Origin of the sequence: Cytobacillus sp. FSL K6-0129 (assembly GCF_038007625.1) — a bacterium.
Lineage (GTDB): Bacteria > Bacillota > Bacilli > Bacillales > Cytobacillaceae > Cytobacillus > Cytobacillus kochii.
Genome location: NZ_JBBOXM010000001.1, coordinates 2,127,523 through 2,151,355 on the forward strand (window position 1 = coordinate 2,127,523; position 23,833 = coordinate 2,151,355).

Below are 23,833 nucleotides of genomic sequence, written 5' to 3' on the forward strand. Positions count from 1 at the left end.
TTACTTAAACGGCTATAAGTGAAAAAAAGATATGGGTCAATAAAATTTTTTTCTTAATAAGCTTTAGCCCAATAGACAAGATGCTGTGCTTCTTCTTTACAGCAAACACACGCTTTAGCAATCGCCGTTTCATCAAATGGCATACATCGGGAAGTCACACTTGTGTCTTCTTTTATTTTCTCTTCGCATGCTTGATTGCCACACCACATCGCTTTGACGAATCCTTGTTTTTCATTAAATATCTGCTTAAACTCTTCATAAGTATATGCTTCATACGTATGTTCGTTGCGATGTTCTTTTGCCTTATGATAAAGTGAAGTTTGAACCTTTTCTAAGAGTTGAACAATTGTTTCTTCTAGATTTTCTAATGGAGTGACCATTTTCTCCCCTGTATCTCTTCTTGCAAGTACGACTTGGCCCTTTTCAATATCTTTAGGACCTACTTCTAAGCGAATGGGCACACCCTTCATTTCATATTCATTAAATTTCCAACCTGGCTTTTTATCACTTGCATCAATATCTACGCGCGCTACTTTACTTAGTCTTTCTTTTAAATCATAGGCAAAATCTAATACGCCACCCTTATGTTGCGCAATAGGAACAATCATTACCTGCTTTGGGGCAACCTTTGGCGGAATTACTAAACCTCTGTCATCACCGTGGACCATAATCATCGCACCGATAATTCTGGTTGTGAATCCCCAAGAAGTTTGCTGCACATACTGCTCTTTTCCATCTTGGTCGGTAAATTGAATCCCAAATGCCTTTGCAAAGCCATCTCCTAAATGATGAGATGTCCCTGATTGTAGCGCTTTACCATCATGCATTAAACTTTCAATTGTATAAGTTAATTTAGCGCCAGCAAACTTTTCTTTTTCCGTTTTCTTGCCTTTAACAACAGGGATAGCTAAAAGATTTTCACAAATATCTGCATAGACTTCTAGCATCTTTACTGTTTCTTCTAACGCTTCTTCATCCGTCGCATGACAAGTATGGCCCTCTTGCCATAAAAACTCCAACGTTCGTAAAAATGGTCTTGTTGTTTTCTCCCATCGAACAACATTTGACCATTGATTATAAAGCTTTGGTAAATCACGATAAGAGTGAATAATATTTTTATAATGTTCTCCGAATAGTACTTCTGATGTCGGGCGCACACAAAGTCTCTCAGCAAGCTCATCTTCCCCACCATGAGTTACCCAAGCGACTTCTGGGGCAAATCCTTCAATATGATCTTTTTCTTTCTGAAGAAGGCTCTCAGGTATAAATAGAGGCATATAAACATTTTCATGCCCAGTTTCTTTTATCTTTTGATCAAGTACTGATTTAATGTTCTCCCAAAGGGCGTAACCATATGGACGAATAATCATTGAACCTCTCACACTCGAATAATCGACTAAATCAGCTTTCTTTACGACATCTGTATACCATTGTGGAAAATCTTCATTCATTGATGTTATTTCTTTCACAAACTGCTTACCCATATTGACACCTCATTTTTAATTTTTATTCTTTCAAAGACACAAAAAAGCCCTGCTTTCAAATAGGGACCCAATGACTGGTGGTACCACCCTATTTCAAAGCAAAGCTTTGCACTCTTATTGATAACGGTTCAACAAGTAAACCGCATATTCTAAAGAATATGTACTCAGAGGGCAGGTTCAGCTTTTCATTAATAGATATCTTACAGCACAAACGGATACCTTCTCTGAAAATAATGATGAAAACTTACTATTCCTCATCAACGATTAACTATTTTTTGAAGATTATATAGAGTTTAATGAAAAATGTCAAATTTTGATTGAAGGCTCTTGGTCTAATGGCTTTTTACTTCTCTTTTTAGCCCTCTCAAGTGACCTTTTTTCTATTACTAGACTAATTGGTACACAAGAAGAGGCAAAAAAATAAGATGATCAATAACAGAATGTGAAAAGATAAACCTTTCCGTACAAAGAATACAATCCATTTTTCTATTTTAATATTTTGAAGGAATTCGATTATCCCCTATATGTGTAACTAGAAAAATACAGCCCTATTAAATCCTTGAATGGTAAGGGCTCCTGAAGATACGTTAACCATCATAGCAAAGAATACTAAATGAAGGCTATAAGAAAATCGCGTTCAACATGATTTAGTATCAACTGAAATACTCCTACAAATTCATACATCGTCTAATATATCATCCAAAAAGTAAAAAAACCTACCCCTATTAAGAGGTAGGAGAAAGTATCATTAGTTTGTTATTTCTTCATTTGCGAATGCTGCATCGACTTGAACATAATCATAACCTAAGTCCCTTGCGACTGCTTCATACGTTACATGCCCATTTACTACGTTTACCCCTAATTTCAATGCTGGGTTTTGTTCAACAGCTAGATGTGCACCTTTAGTCGCTATTTGTAATGCATAAGGAATTGTTACATTCGTTAATGCGATTGTTGATGTTCTTGGCACGGCACCTGGCATGTTTGCCACAGCATAATGCACAACACCATGTTTAATATATGTTGGATCATCATGTGTAGTTACATGATCAACCGTTTCAAGAATACCACCTTGGTCAACCGCAACGTCGATAACGACTGCACCAGGTTTCATCGTTTGAATCATTTCTTCTGTTACTAATTTTGGCGCTTTTGCTCCTGGAATGAGTACAGCACCAATTACAAGGTCAGCTTCTTTTACAGATTCAGCAATATTTAATGGATTAGACATTAATGTTTGAATGCTATTACCGAAAATATCATCAAGTTGACGAAGTCTTTCAGGGCTTAAATCAATGATTGTTACATCTGCACCAAGACCAATGGCCATTTTCGCAGCATTAATACCCACAACGCCCCCACCAATAATCGTCACTTTTCCTCGAGATACACCTGGCACACCTGCAAGTAATATTCCTTGGCCACCGTTTGTTTTTTGTAAGAATTGCGCTCCAACTTGTGTAGCCATTCTACCGGCAACTTCACTCATTGGTGTTAATAATGGAAGTGTACGGTTCACCTCAACTGTTTCATATGCAATAGCCGTTACTCCACTTTTCACTAGCGCATCTGCCAATTCTGGTTCTGCTGCTAAATGCAAATAAGTAAACAATACTAGGCCTTTACGGAAATAGTCATATTCAGTTGGTAGCGGTTCTTTTACCTTCATTACCATCTCCGCTGCCCATGCTTCTTTTGCCGTGCCTACGATTTTCGCGCCTGTTAACTCGTAATCTTGATCTTGAAATCCACTTCCGAGTCCTGCAGTCGTTTCAATAAGTACTTCATGTCCAGCTTTTACTAATGCATCTACCCCCGCTGGTGTCATTGCTACACGGTTCTCGTTGTTTTTAATCTCTTTAGGTACGCCGATAATCATATCCTTTTGGCCCCTTCCATTTATTATATTAATTTTTAAGTATGAATAAATTGCATAGAATAAATTGTCAAATAATAAATGACAATTTTATGTTTCCCTATTGTCAGTATAATAATAGAATGTTGAAATGACTTTGTTTATATTTGAAAAATGAAAAAGCATCATTTGTGTAATTTCACAAACGATGCTTTTTTTCTATGTATTTGCGGATTTGCAGTTCTAAATACAAGGAAAATTTCTCATGTGTACTTTTAAAGTTCACATGAGTGAGTTCTGTAATTCTCTTCAAACGATAATTTAATGTATTAACGTGAACATGCAGGACTTTAGCAGCGTCATTTACATTGCTATCATTTAAAATAAAGGCCTCTAGCGTCATTAATAGCTCCGTTCGATGAGCATGGTCATAATCAATTAAACGTTGGATGACGGGATGTTCATATGCATCACGGCTTCTTATATCAAGAATGGCATCCAAATATTTAAAGACACCTAATTGGTGATAAGTATAGATTTCTTGCATTTCTTTCGGATATTGTGATTTTAAACGAAGTACTTCTAAGCATTCTGAATAGCGATCTTCAACATGGTCATAGGTCAATTTCAAACTACTGCTGCCACTAATGATATGATCAATTTCAAACCTTACATACATTTGATTGATAACAAACTGTACAAACTCAGATAAATCTGTTTCATTTGCCTGTGTAGATGGCGGAGATGCTAGTAAGATAAAATCATTACCCATCGTTGCATAAAAAGTCATATGGATTTTTTGGCTCGTTGAAATAAGATAAATCATGCTTTGTTCTGTTTGCATGTCTATATCGTCAATAAAACGAAAAATAATGACAGCAGAGTGTAGAGATGGTTTGATATGAAAATCATCTAACTTGTCTACTACTTCTGCATGCTTGGGATATCTGCCAGTTAACAACTGCCAGAAAAAATCCTGATAGCTTTCTTCTCTTTTCTTTTTTTGACGATAAAGCTTCAACAATTCAATTCTTGCCGATTGAGCAGCCAGTTTTAGTAAATACATATCTTCTGCTGTAAGAGACTTATCTCGTTCGACCACCCAAATATAGCCAAGCACCTCTTCTTGATGCCTGATAGAGATTGCTACCCTATTCCCCAGCCCAATTTCTTTAATTTCTGGAATCTTTAATGGTTCAGCACTCCTTAATAATTGAGGTATAGCATCTGCTTTCCATAAACTATTTATTACCTTTTCGGGAACTTTTCTGCTAATAATCGTTGCAATTCTAGCCTGATCGGTTTGGTCATCATGCGTACTATAAGCTAATAACCGATGATTAGCATCTTCAATAGTAACTGGACATTCAAGAACATCTCTAATTTTATCCACAAATGTTTCTAAGTTATCAAATGATCGTTTAAATGGATCTTTCCCGTACTGTTTTTCTCTCCCCATTTCAAACCTCCAACTGCCTCTTTTTTTTATTATATCTAAACCTTTACATGCTGTCGAAAAGCTCTTTTTAAACTTATTGATTATTATAAATAGTTAAACTTTTTTAAAATTGATTGAAGTTATCCTTGTATAATTTTACAATAATAAGTATTCTTATAATTTTCCGTGCACTTCAATCATTTTATTAAGATAGTATGATTTTGGTTTATGTTTAAGAAAGCGATTACATCTAAAAAAATATAGTATGGTATGATATTCAACTATAGAGAGGAAGATTCATCTGTGGACATTATGAACATACTTGAAAAAGTTAATTCCTTTTTGTGGGGAACCCCCAGTTTAATCTTATTGTTTGGGACGGGCCTACTTCTAACAATCATGCTTAAAGGTCGTACATTTACGAAACTCTATTATGCTTTTAAATTAGCATTTACAAAGGAAGGGAACGCTAAGGATACAAATGATGAAGGCGATGTAAGTAATTTCAAAGCGTTAATGACTGCATTGGCAGCAACAATAGGGAATGGAAACATTGCTGGAGTCGCCACAGCTATCACTTTAGGTGGACCAGGCGCCATTTTTTGGATGTGGATTGTTGGGCTTTTCGGGATGGCTACTAAATACGCGGAAGCCTTACTAGCAATGAAATATCGTGTAAAGAATAGCAATGGTGAATATTCAAGTGGACCCATGTACTATATTGAGAGAGGATTAGGAGCTAAGTTTAAATGGTTAGCCATTGCCTTTGCCATTTTTGGTGCTTTTGCCGCTTTAGGTATAGGGAATAGCGTGCAATCTAATACGATTGCTCAAGTAGCTAGTGAATCCTTTGGTATCAACAGTGTTATTACTGGCATCGTTTTAGCTGTTTTTGCTTCACTCATTATTTTTGGAGGCATTCAAAGAATTAGTACCGTCGCTGGATACTTTGTTCCCATTATGGCTTTTCTTTATATTGGTGGCGCCTTAATCATCATTGCGGTTAATTATGAAATGATTATTCCGTCATTTCAATTAATTTTTCATTATGCTTTTAATCCGATCGCAGCAACCGGTGGTTTTGTAGGAGTTGTCGTATCAGAGGCAATTAAAAATGGTGTCTCAAAAGGAATCTTTTCTAATGAAGCTGGTTTAGGTACTGCTGCTTTAATCGCCGGTAATGCCAAAACAGACCATCCTGTGAAGCAAGCACTTGTTGCTATGACAGGCACTTTCATTGTTACCATCATCGTTTGTACAATGACTGGACTTGTATTAATCATTACTGGTTTTTGGGATTATACAGGAGGATTACTTTCTGGCGTAACCCATGACCCTAATCTCGATGGTGGTGCATTAACGAGTGCAGCGTTCGCATCAGTATTAGGAACAGCAGGAGAATATATCGTCGCTTTTTCTGTTATCTTTTTCGGATTTACAACAATTGTAGGCTGGTATGTATACGGTGAGAAATGCTTTGAATATATAGCTGGGACAAAAGGAATTGCAGGCTACCGCGCGATTTATATTATTGCTTGTGCAGCTGGTGCAATGGTTAACTTAGCTACCGTTTGGGCATTTGCTGATATGGCTAACGCATTAATGATGATTCCGAACTTAGTTGGTCTACTCCTGTTGAGGAAAGTTGTTGTACAAGAAACAGACGAATTCTTCACACAACATTATAAAATAAAATAATTGCCTTCATTACTCAAGAAATAAGAGCCTCACAAATTGAATGATTTGGGGGCTTTTTTATTATTTACTTGTTCATTTAATAAAAGGCATTCTTCTTCTTTATGTTTTTAAAGATCTTATAATGAAATAAGAATTCCTTACAATATAATTCTTCGTTGTGGTCAAAATCATAAATATTTAGAAACTCGGATAATATATTTCGATCTGCCTCTAGCCATTGATAAGCAATCCATAATTTATACTTTAATTGTTCATATAAGTGGTAATGCCCTGACTCATGGAAGATGTCTTCTAATTCGTATTCTGTCATTTTACCTGTCCTCCCATCTGTTTTCTTCATTGTCCCCACTAAGAACGATTATTACTCAAAAGGTTGTAAAATATTCACTATCTTTGACGAAGCAACACTTGTTTTGTCAAACGTAAAGGAAAATATATTTCTTTAAGCGAATGCTTCTTAATAAAGTAATGATAAGGAGGAGATTACTTTTGAATACAGGCGCTGTAGCGAAACTACTCGGTGTATCCCAAAGTACTATTCAGCGATGGATAAAACAGCTAAATTTAAATATGACAAAAAATGAGCATGGCCATTATGCTTACTCAGAAGAAGATATTCAATTATTAAAAAGAGTTCATGATCAATTAAATACAGGTGTCCTTCTTCAAGACGTAAAAGTAACTAGCAAAAAAATTCGGCACGCCACTATATCTAGTCCAAAGATATCCAATGATGAACTAAGCGCAAGAATGGATATGTTAGAACAACGCTTAAATGCAAAAGCAGATGATGTGACTACTTATCAGTTGCTACATCATCGGCAGGAGTTAGAAGAATTACACGCAGAAATTGAACGTTTACATGAACGTATACACATACTTGAAAAGAAGAATTTCATGCAAGTGTCTCCTATTCCCTCTGACAGCCCTACTGCTAGTATCTTACCAATAAAAAGAATAAAAAAGCGTAATATCCTTACAATGCTTTTCGGCATTAAATTTTAAACAAAATTGGTTCCTCCTCAGATTTGGTTGGAACCATCTTGTTATCCTTTATGCGGTTATGCTTAAAACGAATATCTGGTTCTAAAGATCGCGCTGGAAAACTAAAAGAAGATTGACTGAGGGTACTGATATTATGTCAATATCCTTTAATAGTTACTATTCATATCTTTTTGTTAAATCCTAGCTTCCTTTAGGTGTATATAGTGACATATGCAATGTTCGACTACATTTAGCTTTATGTGGCTTAGACTTTATTACTTTTTTATTTTTTACTTGATTCTGCTTTGACGGTCAGATTTACAAACATTCTTAGTGTTCATTCATGAATCAGAAAACTTGACCTATATCCATTGCCATTGCCTCAGGTCGAGTTCACAAAAATAAACCCAATCAAATATGATCGGGTTTAAATAATACTCGTTTATTCTTTTTATAATACCATTGCAGCAATCCAGCCAAATATAATGACAGGGATATTATAATGGATAAATGTTGGTACACATGTATCCCAAATATGATTATGATTACCATCCACATTCAAGCCCGATGTCGGTCCAAGTGTACTATCTGAAGCAGGAGAACCAGCATCACCTAAAGCAGCAGATGCACCAATTAACGCAATCGTAGCCATTGGACTAAATCCTAGCTCTAAACACAATGGCACAAAAATGGTCGTAATAATTGGGATGGTTGAAAAGGATGAACCAATACCAATCGTAACCAACAAGCCGACTAAAAGCATTAGTAATGCACCAAGAGCTTGATTATTACCTATCATCTCAGCTACATTCGACACAAGGACTTCAACATCCCCTGTTTCTTTCAGTACATCACCGAAACCAAATGCCGCGAGCATAACAAATCCGATAAATGCCATCATTTTCATTCCATCTGTTAATAAGCTATCTGCTTCAGCGCCCTTTATGGTCCCACTTAAATAGACAGTTATAATACCGGCCACTGCTCCCATAATCATTGAATCTAGTTGTATTTGTACAACTAACGCAATAATGATTGATAATACAGCAAATAAGACACCGCGCCTACTATAAGATACCGTTTCAGTTTCTATGATTTCTGATGATTGATGATAGTCTCGCGGTTTTCGATAAGATATAAATACGACTATTATTAATCCAACAACCATACCTAAAGCTGGCAGTAGCATAGCTAGTGGTATTTGTTGCATATCAACATTCAAACCACTACTTGTCATATTGTCTGCTAAGATTTGGTGAAATATTTGGCCAAACCCTGCAGGGATAAGCATATAAGGAGTAACTAAACCAAATGTAAGAACGGAAGCAATCAGTCTTCTGTCTATCTTCAATTCATTCATCACTTTTAATAATGGTGGGACTAAGATAGGGATAAATGCAATATGAATAGGAATTAGATTTTGTGAGAAACACGCCATAATTAACAATGATAAAATGACTAATGTTTTAGATAATCCTTTCTTCCTTGTCTCTCCTTCTTTCCCTACCTTTTGAATAATTTTATCAACAAGGAGATTAGGTAGACCTGTACGAGAAATAGCAATAGCAAAGCCTCCTAATAAAGCATAACTAAGCGCTACTTCTGCACTGCCACCTAAACCATTTGTAAAGACTTCAATTGTGTTTGTTATACCAAGTCCACCTGTTAATCCTCCCACCAATGCACCTATAATAAGGGATAACACGACATTTACACGTAATAGACTTAGTATTAACATGACTAATACAGCAAGTAAAACAGCATTCATGATTAAAACCTTTCTTTCTATTTATTATTTGCTTTATTTTAGTAAAGTGTTAGAGTAATAAATTAACATACTCATTCAAGTTCGTCAAATAATGGATTTTTAAGAAAAGTGTCATAATTCCCATTCTTATTCATCATGTTATCGAAGGTTTCACCTTTGCAAATGTGAGTTCTAAGGAGGAACAAAAAAGCATCTTAAGGAGCTTCTCATCCTTTAAGATGCTTTTAATGAATGGTTGATTACTTTACTTCAAATCTTTCTACAAGTAGAGCTAGTGTACGTGTCATTACACCTGTGGCACCAGCAGGACCTAATTCGTAAGGTTTATTTGTTGTAGATGTACCAGCTATATCCAAATGCACCCATGGTGTATCTTCCGCAAATTCTCCAATAAAGCCGCCTGCCATGATCGCATGGCCTTCTCTTCCTGGTGAATTGTTTAAATCTGCCACTGGGCTATTGCGAATTCTTTGTTTATCTTTTTCAAATAATGGGAGTCTCCACATCGCTTCACCTGCTTCGAATGAGGCTTCTAATACTTGTTCAAAGAAGGTTTCATGATTAGTAATCGCACCTGTTGTGTCTTCTCCTAAGGCAACAATAACACCTCCCGTTAAAGTAGCAACATCGACTAAATAATTGGCACCATGCTGTTTTGCGTACGTAATGGCATCAGCTAAAACGAGACGCCCTTCTGCATCTGTATTTAAGATCTCTATTGTTTTTCCACTTAATGAAGTAATAACATCATCTGGTTTAAAGGCAGATCCACTTATCATATTATCTGTTGATGGAATAACGGCTAATACATTCTGTTCTGGTCTTAACTCCCCGATGATTTCCATCGCACCCAGAACGGCTGCTGCTCCGCCCATATCTGTTTTCATTCCAACAATCCCTGTTTTCGGTTTTATCGAGTAACCACCAGTATCGAAGGTAATTCCTTTTCCAACTAAACTAATGACATCTTCCCACTGATCTTTCCCTTGATATTTTAGAACAATCATTTTCGGTGGCTCTGTCGAACCTTGATTGACAGCTAACAGCGCACCCATCCCAAGCTCTAACATTTCTTTCTTATCTAGTATTTCTATTTCAAAATCATATTTATTAGCTAACTCAATCGCATACTCTGCCATTGTTGTTGCTGTTAACATATTCCCAGGCATATTCACTAAAGTTCTTGCAGAGTTTGTTCCCTTACCATAGGCATAACCAACTGTTAAAGCAGATAAAACATCTTCTCTATTTTCAGTCGTATAGGCTGTGATTTTATCAATTGTCTTTTCAGGTTCATTTGACTTTTGTTTATATCCCTCAAAACGATAGGTAGCAAGGGTATATGCTTCACTAACTGCATGACCAACATCGAGGGCATCAAGCTGATCGGCAACCGTAAATGTGTCTAAAAAAACAGCTACTTCCGAAAGTTTACTTTTTTGAATTTCTTTAAAGGCTAATCCTATCGCTTCTTTTAATTGATTGAATTGTAATGTCTTTTTCTTACCTAGCCCCACAAATAATAATCTCTTTGCACCAATTTTATTGAAGGTATGTACTTTACTTACTGATTTTAACTTCCCTGATATATCACCTTGCTTAAGAAAATCATTCATTTGTCCTTCAAATTTTTCGTCCAGAGAAGATAATGCATCTTTTATTATATTCGGTTCATCGAACAAACCGATGATTAAAACTTCATGAGCTGAGTCATAAAGATTTTCTTTTTTAACTGTAAACATGTTAACACCTCCATAAGATATATAATCATTATATCTAATCTTTCACATTATTTCGACTAGCTAACTTTATCGTCTAAGAAGATCTGATTTTCAAATCAAAATGTTTTGTGCTAATCTGTTACTAATAGAAAATCCTTCCTTATAGTAATAATTAATTAAAATTAAACACGAACAAAGAATACAAACATCGATAAGGTGGTTAAATAATGGAATTATTTTTGAACTTTCCTCTTTGGTCAGCATTAGCTGCCATTCTCTTTGCACAATTTGTAAAAGTCCCTATTACCTTTTTTGCTACAAGAAAGCTAGATTGGTCACTGTTAACAAGTACAGGAGGGATGCCAAGCTCTCACTCTGCTGCCGTTACAGCTTTATCGACAGGGGTGGCCATCGAGGCAGGATTAGATTCAGTTCCCTTCGCAATATCAGCCATGTTTGCTATCATTACTATGTTTGATGCAACCGGAGTTCGAAGGCAAGCGGGTGAACAAGCCATTGTGCTTAATCAGCTTGTCAATGACTTTAACCGTTTTGTCGATGAAGCGAAATCATGGCCCAAAAAGCCAGACCAAGTAAAACGTAAAGAACTGAAAGAATTATTAGGCCATAAACCAGTAGAAGTGTTTTTTGGAGGATTAACAGGTATTTTATTAACATTACTCTTATATGCATTGATATTTTAAGATATTGGAGGTTTCAATCATGCGAGTCGCCTCTCTTTGCCCTAGTAATACAGAAATTCTCGCCTACTTAGGGTTAACCGATCAACTTGTTGCTGTTGATGATTACTCTGATTGGCCAGCAGCAGTAAATACTCTACCAAAGCTGGGGCCAGACCTCTCTATAGATATGAACGCTGTAGAAAAGGCTAAACCAGACCTTGTGCTGGCATCCTTAAGTGTACCGGGAATGGAAAAAAATATTCTAGCATTGGATGAACGAGGCATTCCCTACATAACATTAAATCCACAAAGCTTAACAGATATAGAAAATGACTTAATCACTGTAGCCACAGCCCTAGGTGAAAAAGAAGTCGGCATGCAGGCCGCAGCAAGCTTTCATGAAGAAGTAATGAACTTAAAAAAGTTAGCTAAACAGGTGAAAAACCCTCTCTCTATTTATTGGGAATGGTGGCCAAAGCCAGTTTTTACACCTGGAGGTACAAACTGGCTAACTGAAATTAGTGAACTTGTGGGCGGCAAAAACCTTTTCGCATTTAAAGAACAAGCAAATATCCAGACAGACTGGGACACCATCCGTTCGCAAAATCCTGATGTCATTTGTTTAGCCTGGGTAGGTGTAAGACAGGAAAAAGTGAATCCAGTCATTTTACAGAAACGTCCAGGTTGGTCAAATATGGATGCAATGAAAAACAATAACGTTTATGTCCTAGAGGAAGAATTGTTTTGCCGTCCTTCACCAAGATTAATCGAAGGGGCAATCAAATTGGGGCAGTTATTACATCCGAAAATATATTCTTCTCCACTAAAAAAGTAATGGGTACTCATCCCCCATTACTTTTTTAGTTTAGTTATTCTTTTGTATATTGCTGTCTAAATACTTGTAGTGATTCCGTTTCATTTAACTCTTGTAAATCTTCTTCAGTTAACGTACCATCACCGATTGATATTACATAAACATCCAAAGTTTTCTTCCCCCAAGAATTATATACATCATCTACTGTTTCATAATATAAGTCCAATTTATTTCCCTTAATGGCGCCACCTTTGTCAGCAACTACGCCAAACCCATAATCAGGAATCCACAGTATCGTACCAATGGGGAAAACAGTTAAATCTGCAGCAATCGTAGAATATAAATCCCTTTTCACCTTTACACCAGAATATGTAATACCAAATTCAGGATGACCAGGATTTTTACCTGTCGACTCATAATAGGCCGTATATCCGGTTGCGATAACTTCCTTAGTGTCGTATTGTGACCAATCCCAATCATTCAAAGAAGGTGGTTCCTCAGCAACTGTGCTTGCTGATAATTTCAAGTGATCTGCTTCCAAAGTCTTATTTAAATCTTTAAAGGCCAGTCCAATCGATTTTAAAGCATGTTTGAAAGATAGGGTAGATCCCTCTCCTTCATTAGCTTGTTCACTCATATAATCAATCACTTGCTTTGCTTCTACACCTGAAATCGTTTGGAATGTGGATAATAAAGCGAAAGAAAACGCTACAGCTATCACCATTCTTTTCGCCCATTTTTTTATATCATACATCAGTTAATCACTCCTCCCAACAATAGTCATTTCCCTTAATTCAAGGTAATATTCATTTTTTTTAGAAAGAAGCTAAACATACGGTCCTACAATCAAATAAAACCCTTATGAAAATTCAATATTCTTCATCATTTGATAGCTAACTAATAACCGCTTGGACTTTCATATCAAAAAAACCAAGAGATTCACTCTCTTGGTCCAATAGCTTTCTGCTCGAACCCTTCTACTTTTTCTTTGATCATTGGGGTTTTTGACGTGTTTATGCATGAATCCTACCACTTTTTTCTTCGATTACGGATTTCTGACGCGTTTTCGCCTGAATCCTACCATTTTTTTCTTCGGTCACAGATTTTTGACGCGTTTTCGCCTGAATCCTACCAAATTACTCATCAACCACGCATGTTGAAGCAATCCTTGCATTGTTCTATTTTCTTTCATAATAAATACCTCGGCCACTTCCTTTTAAGGAATAATTGTTTAGGAGGACTCTTCGAATAGTTGATTTGCTTATGATCCCATTACACCAATTAAATATGACTTGGTTCGTTACTTTCAAAGCAGGAAAAAGAATGGAAAAATCATGAATCAGATCTAACAATGCATTTTCTAAGGAACACTGACTTTTACACGTAGGGCAGATGACCCGATTAGCTTTCCTTTCCATCTTATTCCTACATTTGTTACAAAATAGCCCTTTGGCTAATTCCTGATATGTATACTTCGGGATGACGAACAATGAAGACTCGGTTTGATGGGTTAATAAAGTTTGAATAATCTTTGTATGATGGGTTGTGGGGGTGTGACGCATTTGGCTTAAATTTCTTATTAGATTTGGGATTTGTGGGGGAAGAATGAGATTCTTTCTTGGCTTAGAATCATACAGCATAAATTCAGGGTTTACAAAAACCAACAAATAATCAAAGGTTAGTTGTAAATGATGTTGATCTACAAATTGTCGAATCAGTGTTTGATTCCGTTCTATTTGAATCAATGGATTTTTTATTTCTTTATTTGAATGATACCAATGCCCATCTTTTATCGTAAAGTTACCGCTAAAATTTTTAGTCTCAAAAAAAGTAATATGATGCTGGTGAACCATGAGTGCATCTACCTGAAAAATCGTATGATTACTTTTTAGCGTGAGGTCAAATAGAATAGGAATCTCAGAAGGAAAGCCGTTTAAATATTCTCGCCACCTTTTTTCTCCTTCGTAACCTTTAAGCAATAAGTGAAAGTATTGTTTTTCATCGAGTGAAAATTCCTTTCGCACACTCAGTGCACGTAAAAATTGGAGCTGATGTGAGGGATTCAGGGGGTTAATAATGGCCATGATGTACCGCCTTTCTTTTTACATTATAAAAGATTCCATCACAATAAACGACATTATTTTAAAATACAAAAAACTCTACTTTAATATATAGTAGAGTTTCTTTCCCTATGTATAGATTAAAACATACGATATCCTCTTTTGCGGAGCATGTTAATGACTATGCCAGCAACAATGGCACCAACAAAGCCACTGCTCAAGATGAGAATATCAGCTAATTGGAGGCTCGTGATTTCCGTCCAAAGACTAGAAAAGGCAGCACGAGTGTCATTAAAGTATTCAATGAGTCGAACCTTATCAATAATCCTAATAACGACAATTGGATAAACAATTGCCATGATCCATGACATTCTTAAAAGCATATTTAATATAAAACCAATTCCGAAAAACAAAACAAAAAAGAGTAACATAGAAATCGGCAATACGAAAATGGTCATTTGCATTCAGCTTGTCCTCCCTTGCACATCAATATTAAGTTTACTGAAACTTCTCTCTATGCGTCAACATGTTCTTACAATAGAAATGACAAAAAATAAAGATTTTTCTACTTTAAAGTTAAATTTACCTTTAAATAGCATTGAAAATGTAAAAAAGCTAGAAGTGCCCATCAAGTACGCACGCCTAGCTTCATTATGATTACTGTTCACACCTTAACGGATTTTTTCTCATTCGGTTTCATATGAATCGCACGGTTATTCAAGCCCTCAATAGCTTCTAAAATGGTTTCGTTAAAACTCGGGTGAGGGTACAGTGGGAAATTTAAGTCTTCGTCACGACCAACGAGTTCCATGGCTGTGACTGCTGTACTAATTAATTCAATAGCTGAAGAACCAATGGCATGAAAGCCGAGTAGCACATCATTATCTGCATCTTTAATAATTTTCATGATGCCACTTTTTTCACTAGTCACCATCGCATAGCCATTGCCGCTATAATTGAATTGACTAACAGCAATGTTTAACCCTTTTTCTTTTGCTTCTTGTTCTGTCATCCCCACTGTTGCAAGAGGTGGTATTGTATGGGCAACTGATGGCATTAAGCTTAAATCCACTTCACTATTCAAGCCAGCTATCCTCTCAGCGACCACTTTTCCTTCTTTAATTGACTTAACAGCCGATTGCCCGCCACCCGTGACATCACCAATAGCGTATATTGTCGGTATATTTGTTTGTAATTGCTGGTTTACTTTAATAAAACCATCAGTTGTACATTCCACACCTATTCTTTGTAAATCGAGGGTCTTGATATTCCCATGATGCGTTCCTTCCATAAATACATGACTACCTTCACATGTGATCTCCTGGTCTGATTTAGATAACTTCAGCTGCAAGAGAGTATGACTTTCTTTTATATCTATTAATTGATAATCACGGTATACTTTGATTTTTTGCTTCTTTAATAATCGCTGTAACTCCCTATTAATACTTTCATCAAATGAGAAATTTTCTTTATTTAAAATGAGGGTCACATCTGCACCAAGTTGACGATAAGTAAAGGCCGCTTCTAATGCAATATAACTATGACCATAAATGATAAGATGAGGAGGAATCTCCGTTAACCGATAAAGTTCAGCTTCTGTTAGGATTTTGGCAGAGCGATACTCTGTTGGTATTTCAGCAGTGCTTCCGGTCGCTATAATGACTTTCTCAAAATCATATAAATCAAAATGATGAGACATTTCAATACCTAAACGCTTTTGATTTATAAATTGAGCCTTGCCACGAATTAACTCAATTTGGTTTGCTTTACAAAGTTCTTCTACCCCTTTACGCAACCGTTCAATTGTCATATTCTTATAATCATTTAACGATTCAATAGCAAAAGTAGGTTCATCAATAGCAATACCAAAAGAAGCATAATGCCCTAGCGCTTCTAACTTCTTTGCAGCTTGCGCGTAAACCTTTGAGGGTATACAACCTGAGTTCAGGCAAACACCGCCCAATTCATTCTGTTCAACTAAAGTTACCTTCAACCCTAATTGAGCTGCTCGAATCGCCGCGTTGTATCCTCCAGGACCGCCTCCAATAATGATTAAATCCCGCTTTTCAGCGAATTCGCCTACAACCATTTAAATCAGCTCCACTAATAGTTTTGTTGGTTGTTCAATTAGTTCAATGAAACGGTTAGTAAAAGCAATTGATTGCGCACCATCTATGACGCGATGATCAAAAGAGATAGAAATATTCATGATAGAACGAATAACGATTTCATTTTTAGCATTTACTACCGGTTTTTTCTTCACTGCATGGAAGGTAATAATACTTGTTTCAGGATGATTGATAATTGGCGTTGCCCCTGTCCCGCGGCCAAGGGGGCCAACATTATTAACTGTAAAAGTTCCACCCTTCATATCACCAGGAGTTAGCTTACCTTCTTGTGCTTTTTTCGTTAACGATTTCATCTCCTCATGGATCGCCCGGACTGACTTTTGATTAGCTTGGTGAATGACCGGTACCATTAAACCTTCTTTTCCTTGTGTCGCCACACCTATATGATAATCCTTTAACAACCGAATGACACCTGCTTCTTCATCTAATCTTGCATTAAATAATGGGTGTTCTTTTAAGCAGATAACAACTGCTTTCAAGAAAAATGCGGCTGGAGAGAGGCGATCACCTAAATCCTTTAATTCATTTCTTGCTTCTAATAATTGGGTGACATCGACCTCATCATAATGCGTAACATGAGGAATTGTTTGTAGAGAATGACTCATTCGTTGAGCGATGACTTTTCTAATTCCTGTAAAAGGAATAGTCTCCTCTAATTTTGTTGTTTCTACTTGTGGCTCTGTTCTCTCTTTTTTCGTTTCTTTCGCACGATATCCTTCCACAAATTGATACACATCATCATCCATTACTCTTCCCGCTGGTCCTGTACCAACAATTCTTTCTATATCTATATTTAGATCTCTTGCAATTTTTCTTGTATAAGGTGCTGCAAGTATACGTTGATAGCGATTCCCATTCGCTTCAGCAATAACTTCTTTTTCCTTACGCGGTGGAACGGTTTCAATCACTACTTCTTCTCTCTTTGCAAGGCTCTGTCCATTATCGATTGTCATAATCACCGTTCCAACCGTAACGACTTCTCCTGTTTGAAAAGGAATGGAGGTGATGACACCAGCTGAGGGAGCAGGGATTTCAGCCACCATTTTATCTGTTTGTAGTTCAACCAATGGCTGATCTATCTCTACTGTATCTCCTTCTTTGACAAAGTAATGGATAATCTCTCCTTCTGTCATTCCTTCACCTATATCGCTAAATTTCACATCAGTCATATCATCTCACCCTCCCCTCTAAAATGTGTAAGCTTTACGAATTGCTGTCTCTACTCGTTCTGTTGATGGTAAATAATCATTCTCCAAAGAAAATAATGGCACAGGTACATCGAAGCCAGTCACTTTCTCCACTGGTGCTTTCAAATATAGAAAAGAAGTATCATTTATTATAGAAATAATTTCGCTACCTAACCCGCCTGTCTCATGCCCTTCATGAACAATGACAACTCTCCCTGTTTTTTGCACAGAATCAGCAATCAAGTCACGGTCTAGTGGGTAAAGGCTTCTTAGATCAATCACATCACAGGAAATACCGTCTTTTTTCATTTTTTCACTAACTTTCATGACTAATGGAATCATTGCACCCCAAGCAAAAATGGTGACATCATTGCCTTCTTGCACACGAGTGCCTTTGCCTATTTCAATTCGATAATCACCCGTAGGTACTTCTTCTCTACTTCCACGGTATAGACGCATCGGTTCTAAAAAAAGGACGGGATCTGGGTCATCTACTGCTGCTAACAATAAACCTTTTGCATCATAAGCGTTAGATGGGCACACGACTTTTATTCCTGGTAAATGTGTAAATAATGCTTCGACACTTTCCGAATGGATTTCTGGTGAGCGGACTCCTGCACCGTATGGAGCGCGAATCACCATGGGAATATGATATTGACCGAGTGTACGCATACGCATTCTTGTCACATGAGTCGCAATTTGTTCAAATGCTGGATAGATAAAACCGAGAAATTGAATTTCGACGACTGGTTTTAGTCCCGCTAACGCCATCCCTACAGCTGTTCCGACGAACCCTGCTTCACTTAGTGGTGTATCGATGACTCTTTTTTCGCCAAAAGTCTCCTGTAAACCATCAGTTGCTCTAAACACACCCCCATTGCGTCCAACATCTTCACCCATAATAATCGTGTTTTGATCACTGTCTAGCATCGTCTTTAATCCATCCGTGATTGCTTGGATCATCGTCAACGACTGACTTGTTGCTTTCGTTTTTATTATTTCATTTGACATGACCATGATTATCGATTCCCCCCAATCAAGCCTAATTGTTCTTTTTGCCTTGATATCGTCCAAGTAGGTTCTCTAAAGACATGATCAAACATGTCGTCTGTGTTAGCAGCAGGTGCATTTTCCATTTTCTCTACAGCTGCCTCTATCTCCTTACGTATATCAGATTGAATACTCTCTACCCACTCTTCACTCCAAAATCCGCGAAATTGCAAATGCTTTTCCAGCCGAAGAAGAGGATCCTTCGCCTCTTTTTGACGATTGATTTCTTCCTGATCACGATATTTCGAAGGGTCATCTGCTGTTGTATGTGCCCCAAAACGAATAACAACTGCTTCAATAAGCGTTGGTCCCTCCCCTTTTCGCGCCCGTTCTAAAGCTTCTTTCACTGCATAATGTACAGCAAAAACATCCATACCATCTACCCGCACACCCGGTATCCCATAAGCAACAGCTTTCTGTGCAATCGTTTCTGAATTCATCTGTTTTTCAATAGGTAACGAAATAGCGTAACCATTATTTTGATTAAAGAAAACGACTGGTGCCTTAAATACACTTGCTATATTTAAACCCTCGTGAAAATCACCTTCAGAGGTAGCACCATCTCCAAAATAAGCAATGGCAGCGTTGTCAGTTCCTTTATACACCTCCGCTATTGCAGCGCCTGTAGCATGTGGTAAATGGGTAGCTATTGGTATGGAAGCTGGCATAATTCGCTTTTCTTTTGATGGTAAACAACCTTCAATTCTACCATTCCAATGAAGGAGCATCCGATCTAAATCTGCACCAAATGTGAGAGAGGCACCGTGATCACGATAAGTAGGAAACATCCAATCATTTTCTGATAGTGCCAGTGCGCTTCCTACTTGTGCTCCTTCGTGACCTGGAAAAGGCACATACGTACCAATCCTCCCTTGACGCTGCAATGCAACCCCCTTCTGGTCATAGGTGCGTATACGCAACATGTGATAATAAAATTCCTTTACTTTTTCCTCATTGAATTCTTCTTCATGTGACTTGTTAACCCATTCCCCGTTCTCATCGATCATTTGATATAGTGGATAACTTTCCATAGTAATGCCTCCCATCATTTAAAATCCCATTTAGGTCTTACATTCCGAGAGAAAAAGTTGCTTCTATGTTGCTGTTCTTTCATCTGTCTTTGTAGACGATCTTGGGCGGCTTCTACTGTGTTCTTTCCAGTTGTAGCAGATTCTCGATATAATTGTAGTAAGGTATGATAAATCGTTCTTGTTTTTTGCAATACTCGCTCTTTACTTGGTCCATATAATTCATCTGCTACTTGAATGAGCCCCCCAGCATTCACAATATAATCAGGAGCGTATAGGATACCCTTATCATGTAAAAGAGCGGCGTCAGAAGAATGTGCCAGTTGGTTATTAGCAGATCCGACAATGGCATGGACTCTTAATTCGCTGATGGTTCTTTCGTTTAACACTCCACCCATTGCACATGGAATGAAAATATCGGCCGATACGCGGTAAATCTCTAGATGATCAACTACTTGCACATTACCTCTTAACGTTTCTGCCTTTTCTACAAGTTCTGCTATTGCCTCTTGATTAATATCTGTAACAAACACATCACCACCAGCTTCAAGCAGTGATTCTGCAATCTTCATCCCAACTTTGCCTAATCCTTGAATACTGTATGTGCGCCCTTCCAAAAGGTCTGTACCATGTAAATAATGATTAGTTGCCTGTATAGCATAAACAACCCCTTGAGCAGTAGGGATGGACGAATCTCCTCCACCTCCATATGCTTCAGGTATCCCATTAATGAATCGCGTTTCTTTTGAAGCATGGACAAAGTCCTCCATCGTTGTTCCCATATCCGTTCCTGTATAAAATCTACCATTCAATGAATCTACAAATTGACCAAAAGCACGAAATAAGGCAGGTGATTTATCCTTTTTCGGATCACCAATAATGACTGCCTTACCTCCTCCAAAATCAACATCTGCTGCTGCACATTTTGCTGTCATGCCTTCAGCTAAACGTAAAGCGTCTTCTAAGGCGGCATCCATATTTTCATAAGGGTACATCCGCGTTCCACCAAGAGCTGGACCTAATGTGGTATTATGAATGGCTATAATTGCTCGTAAACCTGTACTCGGGTCATTACAAAAGACTACTTGTTCATGATTAGCCATCTTCTTAAAAATATCGTTTCCTACTTCTTGAGACTGATTAAGCTTCTCCATCCTTGCTCCCCCTTAATTGTTGGTAGCTAAAACTTTCTTCGCAATTACTTCTTTCGGAAGAACCGCTTGTTTGACTTCTCCTCTACCAATTAGTCCAAGTTCATTCATCACAATAACCTCCGTTACTAAAGAACGTTCCGTAATTGTCGTAACGGTCGCTGTTAAAGTCACTTTAGAATTTTCCCCAGATGGAGCAACATGTTGCATGTGGACAGCTGCCCCCATTCCCTCTTCATGATCCTCAAGAAACGGAAGAAGGATTTTTCTAGAAACCCACTCCATGTGATACACCATGGATGCAGTTGAATAGACGGGATGAACAACTTCTCCGTCGAACTGCGCAAACATATTCTTTGTGATTTTTATTGTCATTACTTCTGATAGACCAATATGTAATCCATCCTTCATTGCTACACACCACCCTTTTTGTATGCGCCTTCATTGTAGTAACAAAAGAAAATTACCCATGTTAAAATATTTACACCACACCACACTTCTGAATTTTCTTTATATTTCGGATATTACAACATTTTCTATTTTTAGTCAACGGAAAACAGTTAACCAACATACCTCTTAATTTAATATTCGCCTTGTTTGACTTGAAAGAGCGATATGAAATGAAGCTGTAATTGCTCTACCTCATACATAGTTTATGTAAAAAAAGAGTGAAAAAGACATACTCACTTTGTGCTTTTAAACAAGTAAGGATAACGCAACAACAGGAAGAAGAAGTAGTAGAAAACTTCATCACTTTCAGTTACAGAGGAGGTATATATGCGTTTGTTGCTAGAACAAATATTAGCCAGCTCGAATGCGGGATGAATTTAGCTATAGGCGGGATCATGTGTACACTATTTTTATGAATGAATAACCTAACTAAGTTAGTAAAAGGAATGGGAAATTACCATTGAATTCTCTATAATGACCTTCTCTCAAAAGAAATATATGGTCGTCACTACAAAGAAGAGCACACCATACGGGAGACTTTACAGATAAAATAAACAAGCTGACTTGTCTCACCAGTGTTACAATCAAACCTTTAAACTTAGAATCTGCCTTAATAATCAAACAAAGCTACTCTATGTAGGGCTCTACTTAGAGTAGCTGATCTTTATTTAGACACACTTTTATCAATATGCATAAGGACACCATCAAGCCCTTTTCTGATATGCTGTCTGATATATTCTTGTGCTCCTTTTTCATCACCGCTAAATAATAAGTCTATAATTCTTTCATGTTCTTCTACTAATGTAGGATAGAAGTTTTCCTTTACCATATTACTTCGCATATAATGAATCTTTGCCCGAATCATTTCTAATAACTCTGTTAACTGTTTATTCTTTGAGGCATAAATGATAATATCATGAAAGGCTTGGTCGAGCTTACCGAGTTCGATTATATCTTTCTTTTCATTTGCCTGATAACTAGCTATTAAATTCTCCTGTAACTTTTCTTTCTCATTCTCTGAAATATTATGAATAGCTAAGCTGATCGCAAGAGCTTCTAAACTTTCTCTACATTGGAAAAGATCTATTACATCTTGAACCGTCGGTGTATAAACCTTTACATAGCCATCATTATATACAAGGAGACCATCTTGAATGAGCATTCGAATCGCTTCTCTAACGGGTCCTCTACTTATGCCTAATTTACTTGCCGCTTTTGCTTCTACAATTCTCTCAGAAGGTTGATATACCCCTTCAAGAATTTCGCTCTTAATTATATGATATGCCTGTTGATGCAGAGACTCAGGTTTAACGATACGCATAAATTGCAACCTCCATTACAAACTTCGCCAATTACTAAACTTTATTATAGCAGAATTTTATTTAAAAATTTTGATATTTGATAGCATGATGAGATAATTCTACTGCATTTTAACAAAATTAAAAGCGCTCTAGAACTTAGAGCGCTATCATTACACCTTATTCAGTTGCTATATTTATTTTTCATGTTTACCAGAACCACCGCAACAAGCACATGTTTCCGATCCTCCAAGGATCAGTTGGAAATACCCTTGACCTGCACAATAGATACAAACTTTAGATTCATTTTTTACTGTCATGTTGTTCATCTCCCTTGGAATAATTGAATTTTCTGATAATAACTAAATAATACAGAAAAATATCAAAAATGGAAAGGTTCAAAAAACAGTAAAAACCCTTTATGTAAACGCATACAAGCATTATTATCTTTCTTATGCTTTAAATTATGCAATATATCACGAGGTTACAAAAATAATTTATAAGAAGTGTAACCAAATTGATCTCCAGGATTAATGCCATCAATTAATGTTTTGTTGTTATGATTGAGGCTCTCCCATATATACTGAATCATGACTGAAGTTGGTTGATGATGAATAAGTTCCAGTGGATCCATAAATTGGACATCATCTAATTCTTTGTCTTCTATTACAATTGCCTGATTTGTATCAGCTTCCAAAAGAAAAATGATCATATTATCGCTAATTTCACTTTTGATTACACCCGTACGAAGACCTATCATCTCTTTCACACGACAAGATAGCCCAGTTTCTTCCTTCACTTCTCTAATTATTGCCTCATCTGCTGTTTCATCTTGCTCTACAAAACCGGCAGGTAATGACCATTTCCCTTTTAAACCACCGTATTTCTTGTTTACAACTAACCATTCATTCTTTTCATTGATTAAAAGACCACTAACTCCAAGCCATACTTTACCTCTATCGACTTTTCCCATTTTATCCCTCCTTAGATGAATTAATCTATAAAAAAAAGAGCAAACATATCGTTTGCCCTCTT

At 37.0% G+C, this 23,833-nt stretch carries 22 protein-coding genes and 1 other annotated feature; of the genes, 4 read left to right on the plus strand and 18 right to left on the minus strand.

What is annotated here, in order from left to right; translation table 11 throughout:
• Positions 1-53 precede the first annotated feature (53 nt).
• From proS to MHI57_RS10560, 3 genes are all read right to left on the minus strand, one after another.
• Positions 54-1,484 carry a proline--tRNA ligase gene (gene proS, locus MHI57_RS10550; RefSeq protein ID WP_340976267.1) on the minus strand — a complete coding sequence of 477 codons (1,431 nt, stop codon included), beginning with the start codon at positions 1,482-1,484 and terminating at the stop codon, positions 54-56.
• 58 nt (positions 1,485-1,542) lie between these two features.
• Positions 1,543-1,754: a binding site (T-box leader), on the minus strand.
• A gap of 478 nt (positions 1,755-2,232) precedes the next feature.
• Positions 2,233-3,363: an alanine dehydrogenase gene (ald, locus tag MHI57_RS10555; protein ID WP_307318163.1), complete on the minus strand. Its 1,131-nt coding sequence runs from the start codon at positions 3,361-3,363 to the stop codon at positions 2,233-2,235.
• A gap of 175 nt (positions 3,364-3,538) precedes the next feature.
• A complete protein-coding gene (locus tag MHI57_RS10560; protein WP_322910413.1) occupies positions 3,539-4,798 on the minus strand; it encodes a PucR family transcriptional regulator in 1,260 nt (419 codons plus the stop codon).
• 291 nt (positions 4,799-5,089) lie between these two features.
• On the opposite strand from MHI57_RS10560, the gene MHI57_RS10565 reads away from it, so the two are divergent.
• Positions 5,090-6,475, plus strand: coding sequence for an alanine/glycine:cation symporter family protein (locus tag MHI57_RS10565; RefSeq protein WP_328197467.1), 1,386 nt, complete (start codon positions 5,090-5,092; stop codon positions 6,473-6,475).
• A 76-nt stretch (positions 6,476-6,551) separates the two neighbouring features.
• On the opposite strand, the gene MHI57_RS10570 is transcribed toward MHI57_RS10565, so the two are convergent.
• Positions 6,552-6,785: a hypothetical protein gene (locus MHI57_RS10570; RefSeq protein WP_095372053.1), complete on the minus strand. Its 234-nt coding sequence runs from the start codon at positions 6,783-6,785 to the stop codon at positions 6,552-6,554.
• Positions 6,786-6,964: 179 nt separating this feature from the next.
• On the opposite strand from MHI57_RS10570, the gene MHI57_RS10575 reads away from it, so the two are divergent.
• Entirely contained in the window at positions 6,965-7,480 is a 516-nt protein-coding gene (locus MHI57_RS10575) for a MerR family transcriptional regulator (RefSeq protein WP_340976269.1), read from the plus strand.
• A 430-nt stretch (positions 7,481-7,910) separates the two neighbouring features.
• Here MHI57_RS10575 and MHI57_RS10580 read toward each other — a convergent pair whose 3' ends face one another.
• Both MHI57_RS10580 and MHI57_RS10585 read right to left on the minus strand, forming a co-directional pair.
• On the minus strand, positions 7,911-9,227 hold the full coding sequence (locus MHI57_RS10580; RefSeq protein ID WP_340976271.1) for a Na+/H+ antiporter family protein: 1,317 nt from the start codon (positions 9,225-9,227) through the stop codon (positions 7,911-7,913).
• 239 nt (positions 9,228-9,466) lie between these two features.
• Positions 9,467-10,969 carry a leucyl aminopeptidase gene (locus MHI57_RS10585; protein ID WP_095372050.1) on the minus strand — a complete coding sequence of 501 codons (1,503 nt, stop codon included), beginning with the start codon at positions 10,967-10,969 and terminating at the stop codon, positions 9,467-9,469.
• Positions 10,970-11,175: 206 nt separating this feature from the next.
• Between MHI57_RS10585 and MHI57_RS10590 the strand changes: the two genes are divergently transcribed.
• On the plus strand, positions 11,176-11,652 hold the full coding sequence (locus MHI57_RS10590) for a divergent PAP2 family protein (protein WP_095372049.1): 477 nt from the start codon (positions 11,176-11,178) through the stop codon (positions 11,650-11,652).
• Positions 11,653-11,671: 19 nt separating this feature from the next.
• Positions 11,672-12,466 (plus strand): cobalamin-binding protein, encoded by a 795-nt coding sequence (locus MHI57_RS10595; RefSeq protein ID WP_307318173.1) that lies wholly within the window; start codon positions 11,672-11,674, stop codon positions 12,464-12,466.
• Between the two features lie 34 nt (positions 12,467-12,500).
• Here MHI57_RS10595 and MHI57_RS10600 read toward each other — a convergent pair whose 3' ends face one another.
• The 12 genes from MHI57_RS10600 to MHI57_RS10655 all read right to left on the minus strand — a co-directional run bounded on the left by MHI57_RS10600 (position 12,501) and on the right by MHI57_RS10655 (position 23,771).
• On the minus strand, positions 12,501-13,199 hold the full coding sequence (locus MHI57_RS10600; protein ID WP_224938001.1) for a 3D domain-containing protein: 699 nt from the start codon (positions 13,197-13,199) through the stop codon (positions 12,501-12,503).
• Between the two features lie 424 nt (positions 13,200-13,623).
• Entirely contained in the window at positions 13,624-14,529 is a 906-nt protein-coding gene (locus tag MHI57_RS10605; RefSeq protein ID WP_340976273.1) for a nuclease-related domain-containing protein, read from the minus strand.
• A 116-nt stretch (positions 14,530-14,645) separates the two neighbouring features.
• Entirely contained in the window at positions 14,646-14,969 is a 324-nt protein-coding gene (locus tag MHI57_RS10610; protein ID WP_224938003.1) for a YuiB family protein, read from the minus strand.
• A 200-nt stretch (positions 14,970-15,169) separates the two neighbouring features.
• A complete protein-coding gene (locus tag MHI57_RS10615) occupies positions 15,170-16,594 on the minus strand; it encodes a dihydrolipoyl dehydrogenase family protein (RefSeq protein ID WP_322910418.1) in 1,425 nt (474 codons plus the stop codon).
• Positions 16,595-17,803 (minus strand): dihydrolipoamide acetyltransferase family protein, encoded by a 1,209-nt coding sequence (locus tag MHI57_RS10620; RefSeq protein WP_340976275.1) that lies wholly within the window; start codon positions 17,801-17,803, stop codon positions 16,595-16,597.
• An 18-nt stretch (positions 17,804-17,821) separates the two neighbouring features.
• Positions 17,822-18,838 carry an alpha-ketoacid dehydrogenase subunit beta gene (locus MHI57_RS10625; protein ID WP_233435203.1) on the minus strand — a complete coding sequence of 339 codons (1,017 nt, stop codon included), beginning with the start codon at positions 18,836-18,838 and terminating at the stop codon, positions 17,822-17,824.
• A gap of 2 nt (positions 18,839-18,840) precedes the next feature.
• Positions 18,841-19,902 (minus strand): pyruvate dehydrogenase (acetyl-transferring) E1 component subunit alpha, encoded by a 1,062-nt coding sequence (pdhA, locus tag MHI57_RS10630; RefSeq protein WP_095372041.1) that lies wholly within the window; start codon positions 19,900-19,902, stop codon positions 18,841-18,843.
• A gap of 14 nt (positions 19,903-19,916) precedes the next feature.
• Positions 19,917-21,053 (minus strand): Leu/Phe/Val dehydrogenase, encoded by a 1,137-nt coding sequence (locus MHI57_RS10635; RefSeq protein ID WP_322910420.1) that lies wholly within the window; start codon positions 21,051-21,053, stop codon positions 19,917-19,919.
• Between the two features lie 12 nt (positions 21,054-21,065).
• Positions 21,066-21,461 carry a thioesterase family protein gene (locus tag MHI57_RS10640; protein WP_340976277.1) on the minus strand — a complete coding sequence of 132 codons (396 nt, stop codon included), beginning with the start codon at positions 21,459-21,461 and terminating at the stop codon, positions 21,066-21,068.
• Between the two features lie 703 nt (positions 21,462-22,164).
• On the minus strand, positions 22,165-22,821 hold the full coding sequence (locus MHI57_RS10645) for a GntR family transcriptional regulator (protein WP_095372037.1): 657 nt from the start codon (positions 22,819-22,821) through the stop codon (positions 22,165-22,167).
• Between the two features lie 174 nt (positions 22,822-22,995).
• Positions 22,996-23,118, minus strand: a complete 123-nt coding sequence (locus tag MHI57_RS10650; protein WP_233435202.1) for a YuiA family protein — start codon at positions 23,116-23,118, stop codon at positions 22,996-22,998.
• 164 nt (positions 23,119-23,282) lie between these two features.
• A complete protein-coding gene (locus MHI57_RS10655; protein WP_340976280.1) occupies positions 23,283-23,771 on the minus strand; it encodes an NUDIX hydrolase in 489 nt (162 codons plus the stop codon).
• Positions 23,772-23,833 lie beyond the last annotated feature (62 nt).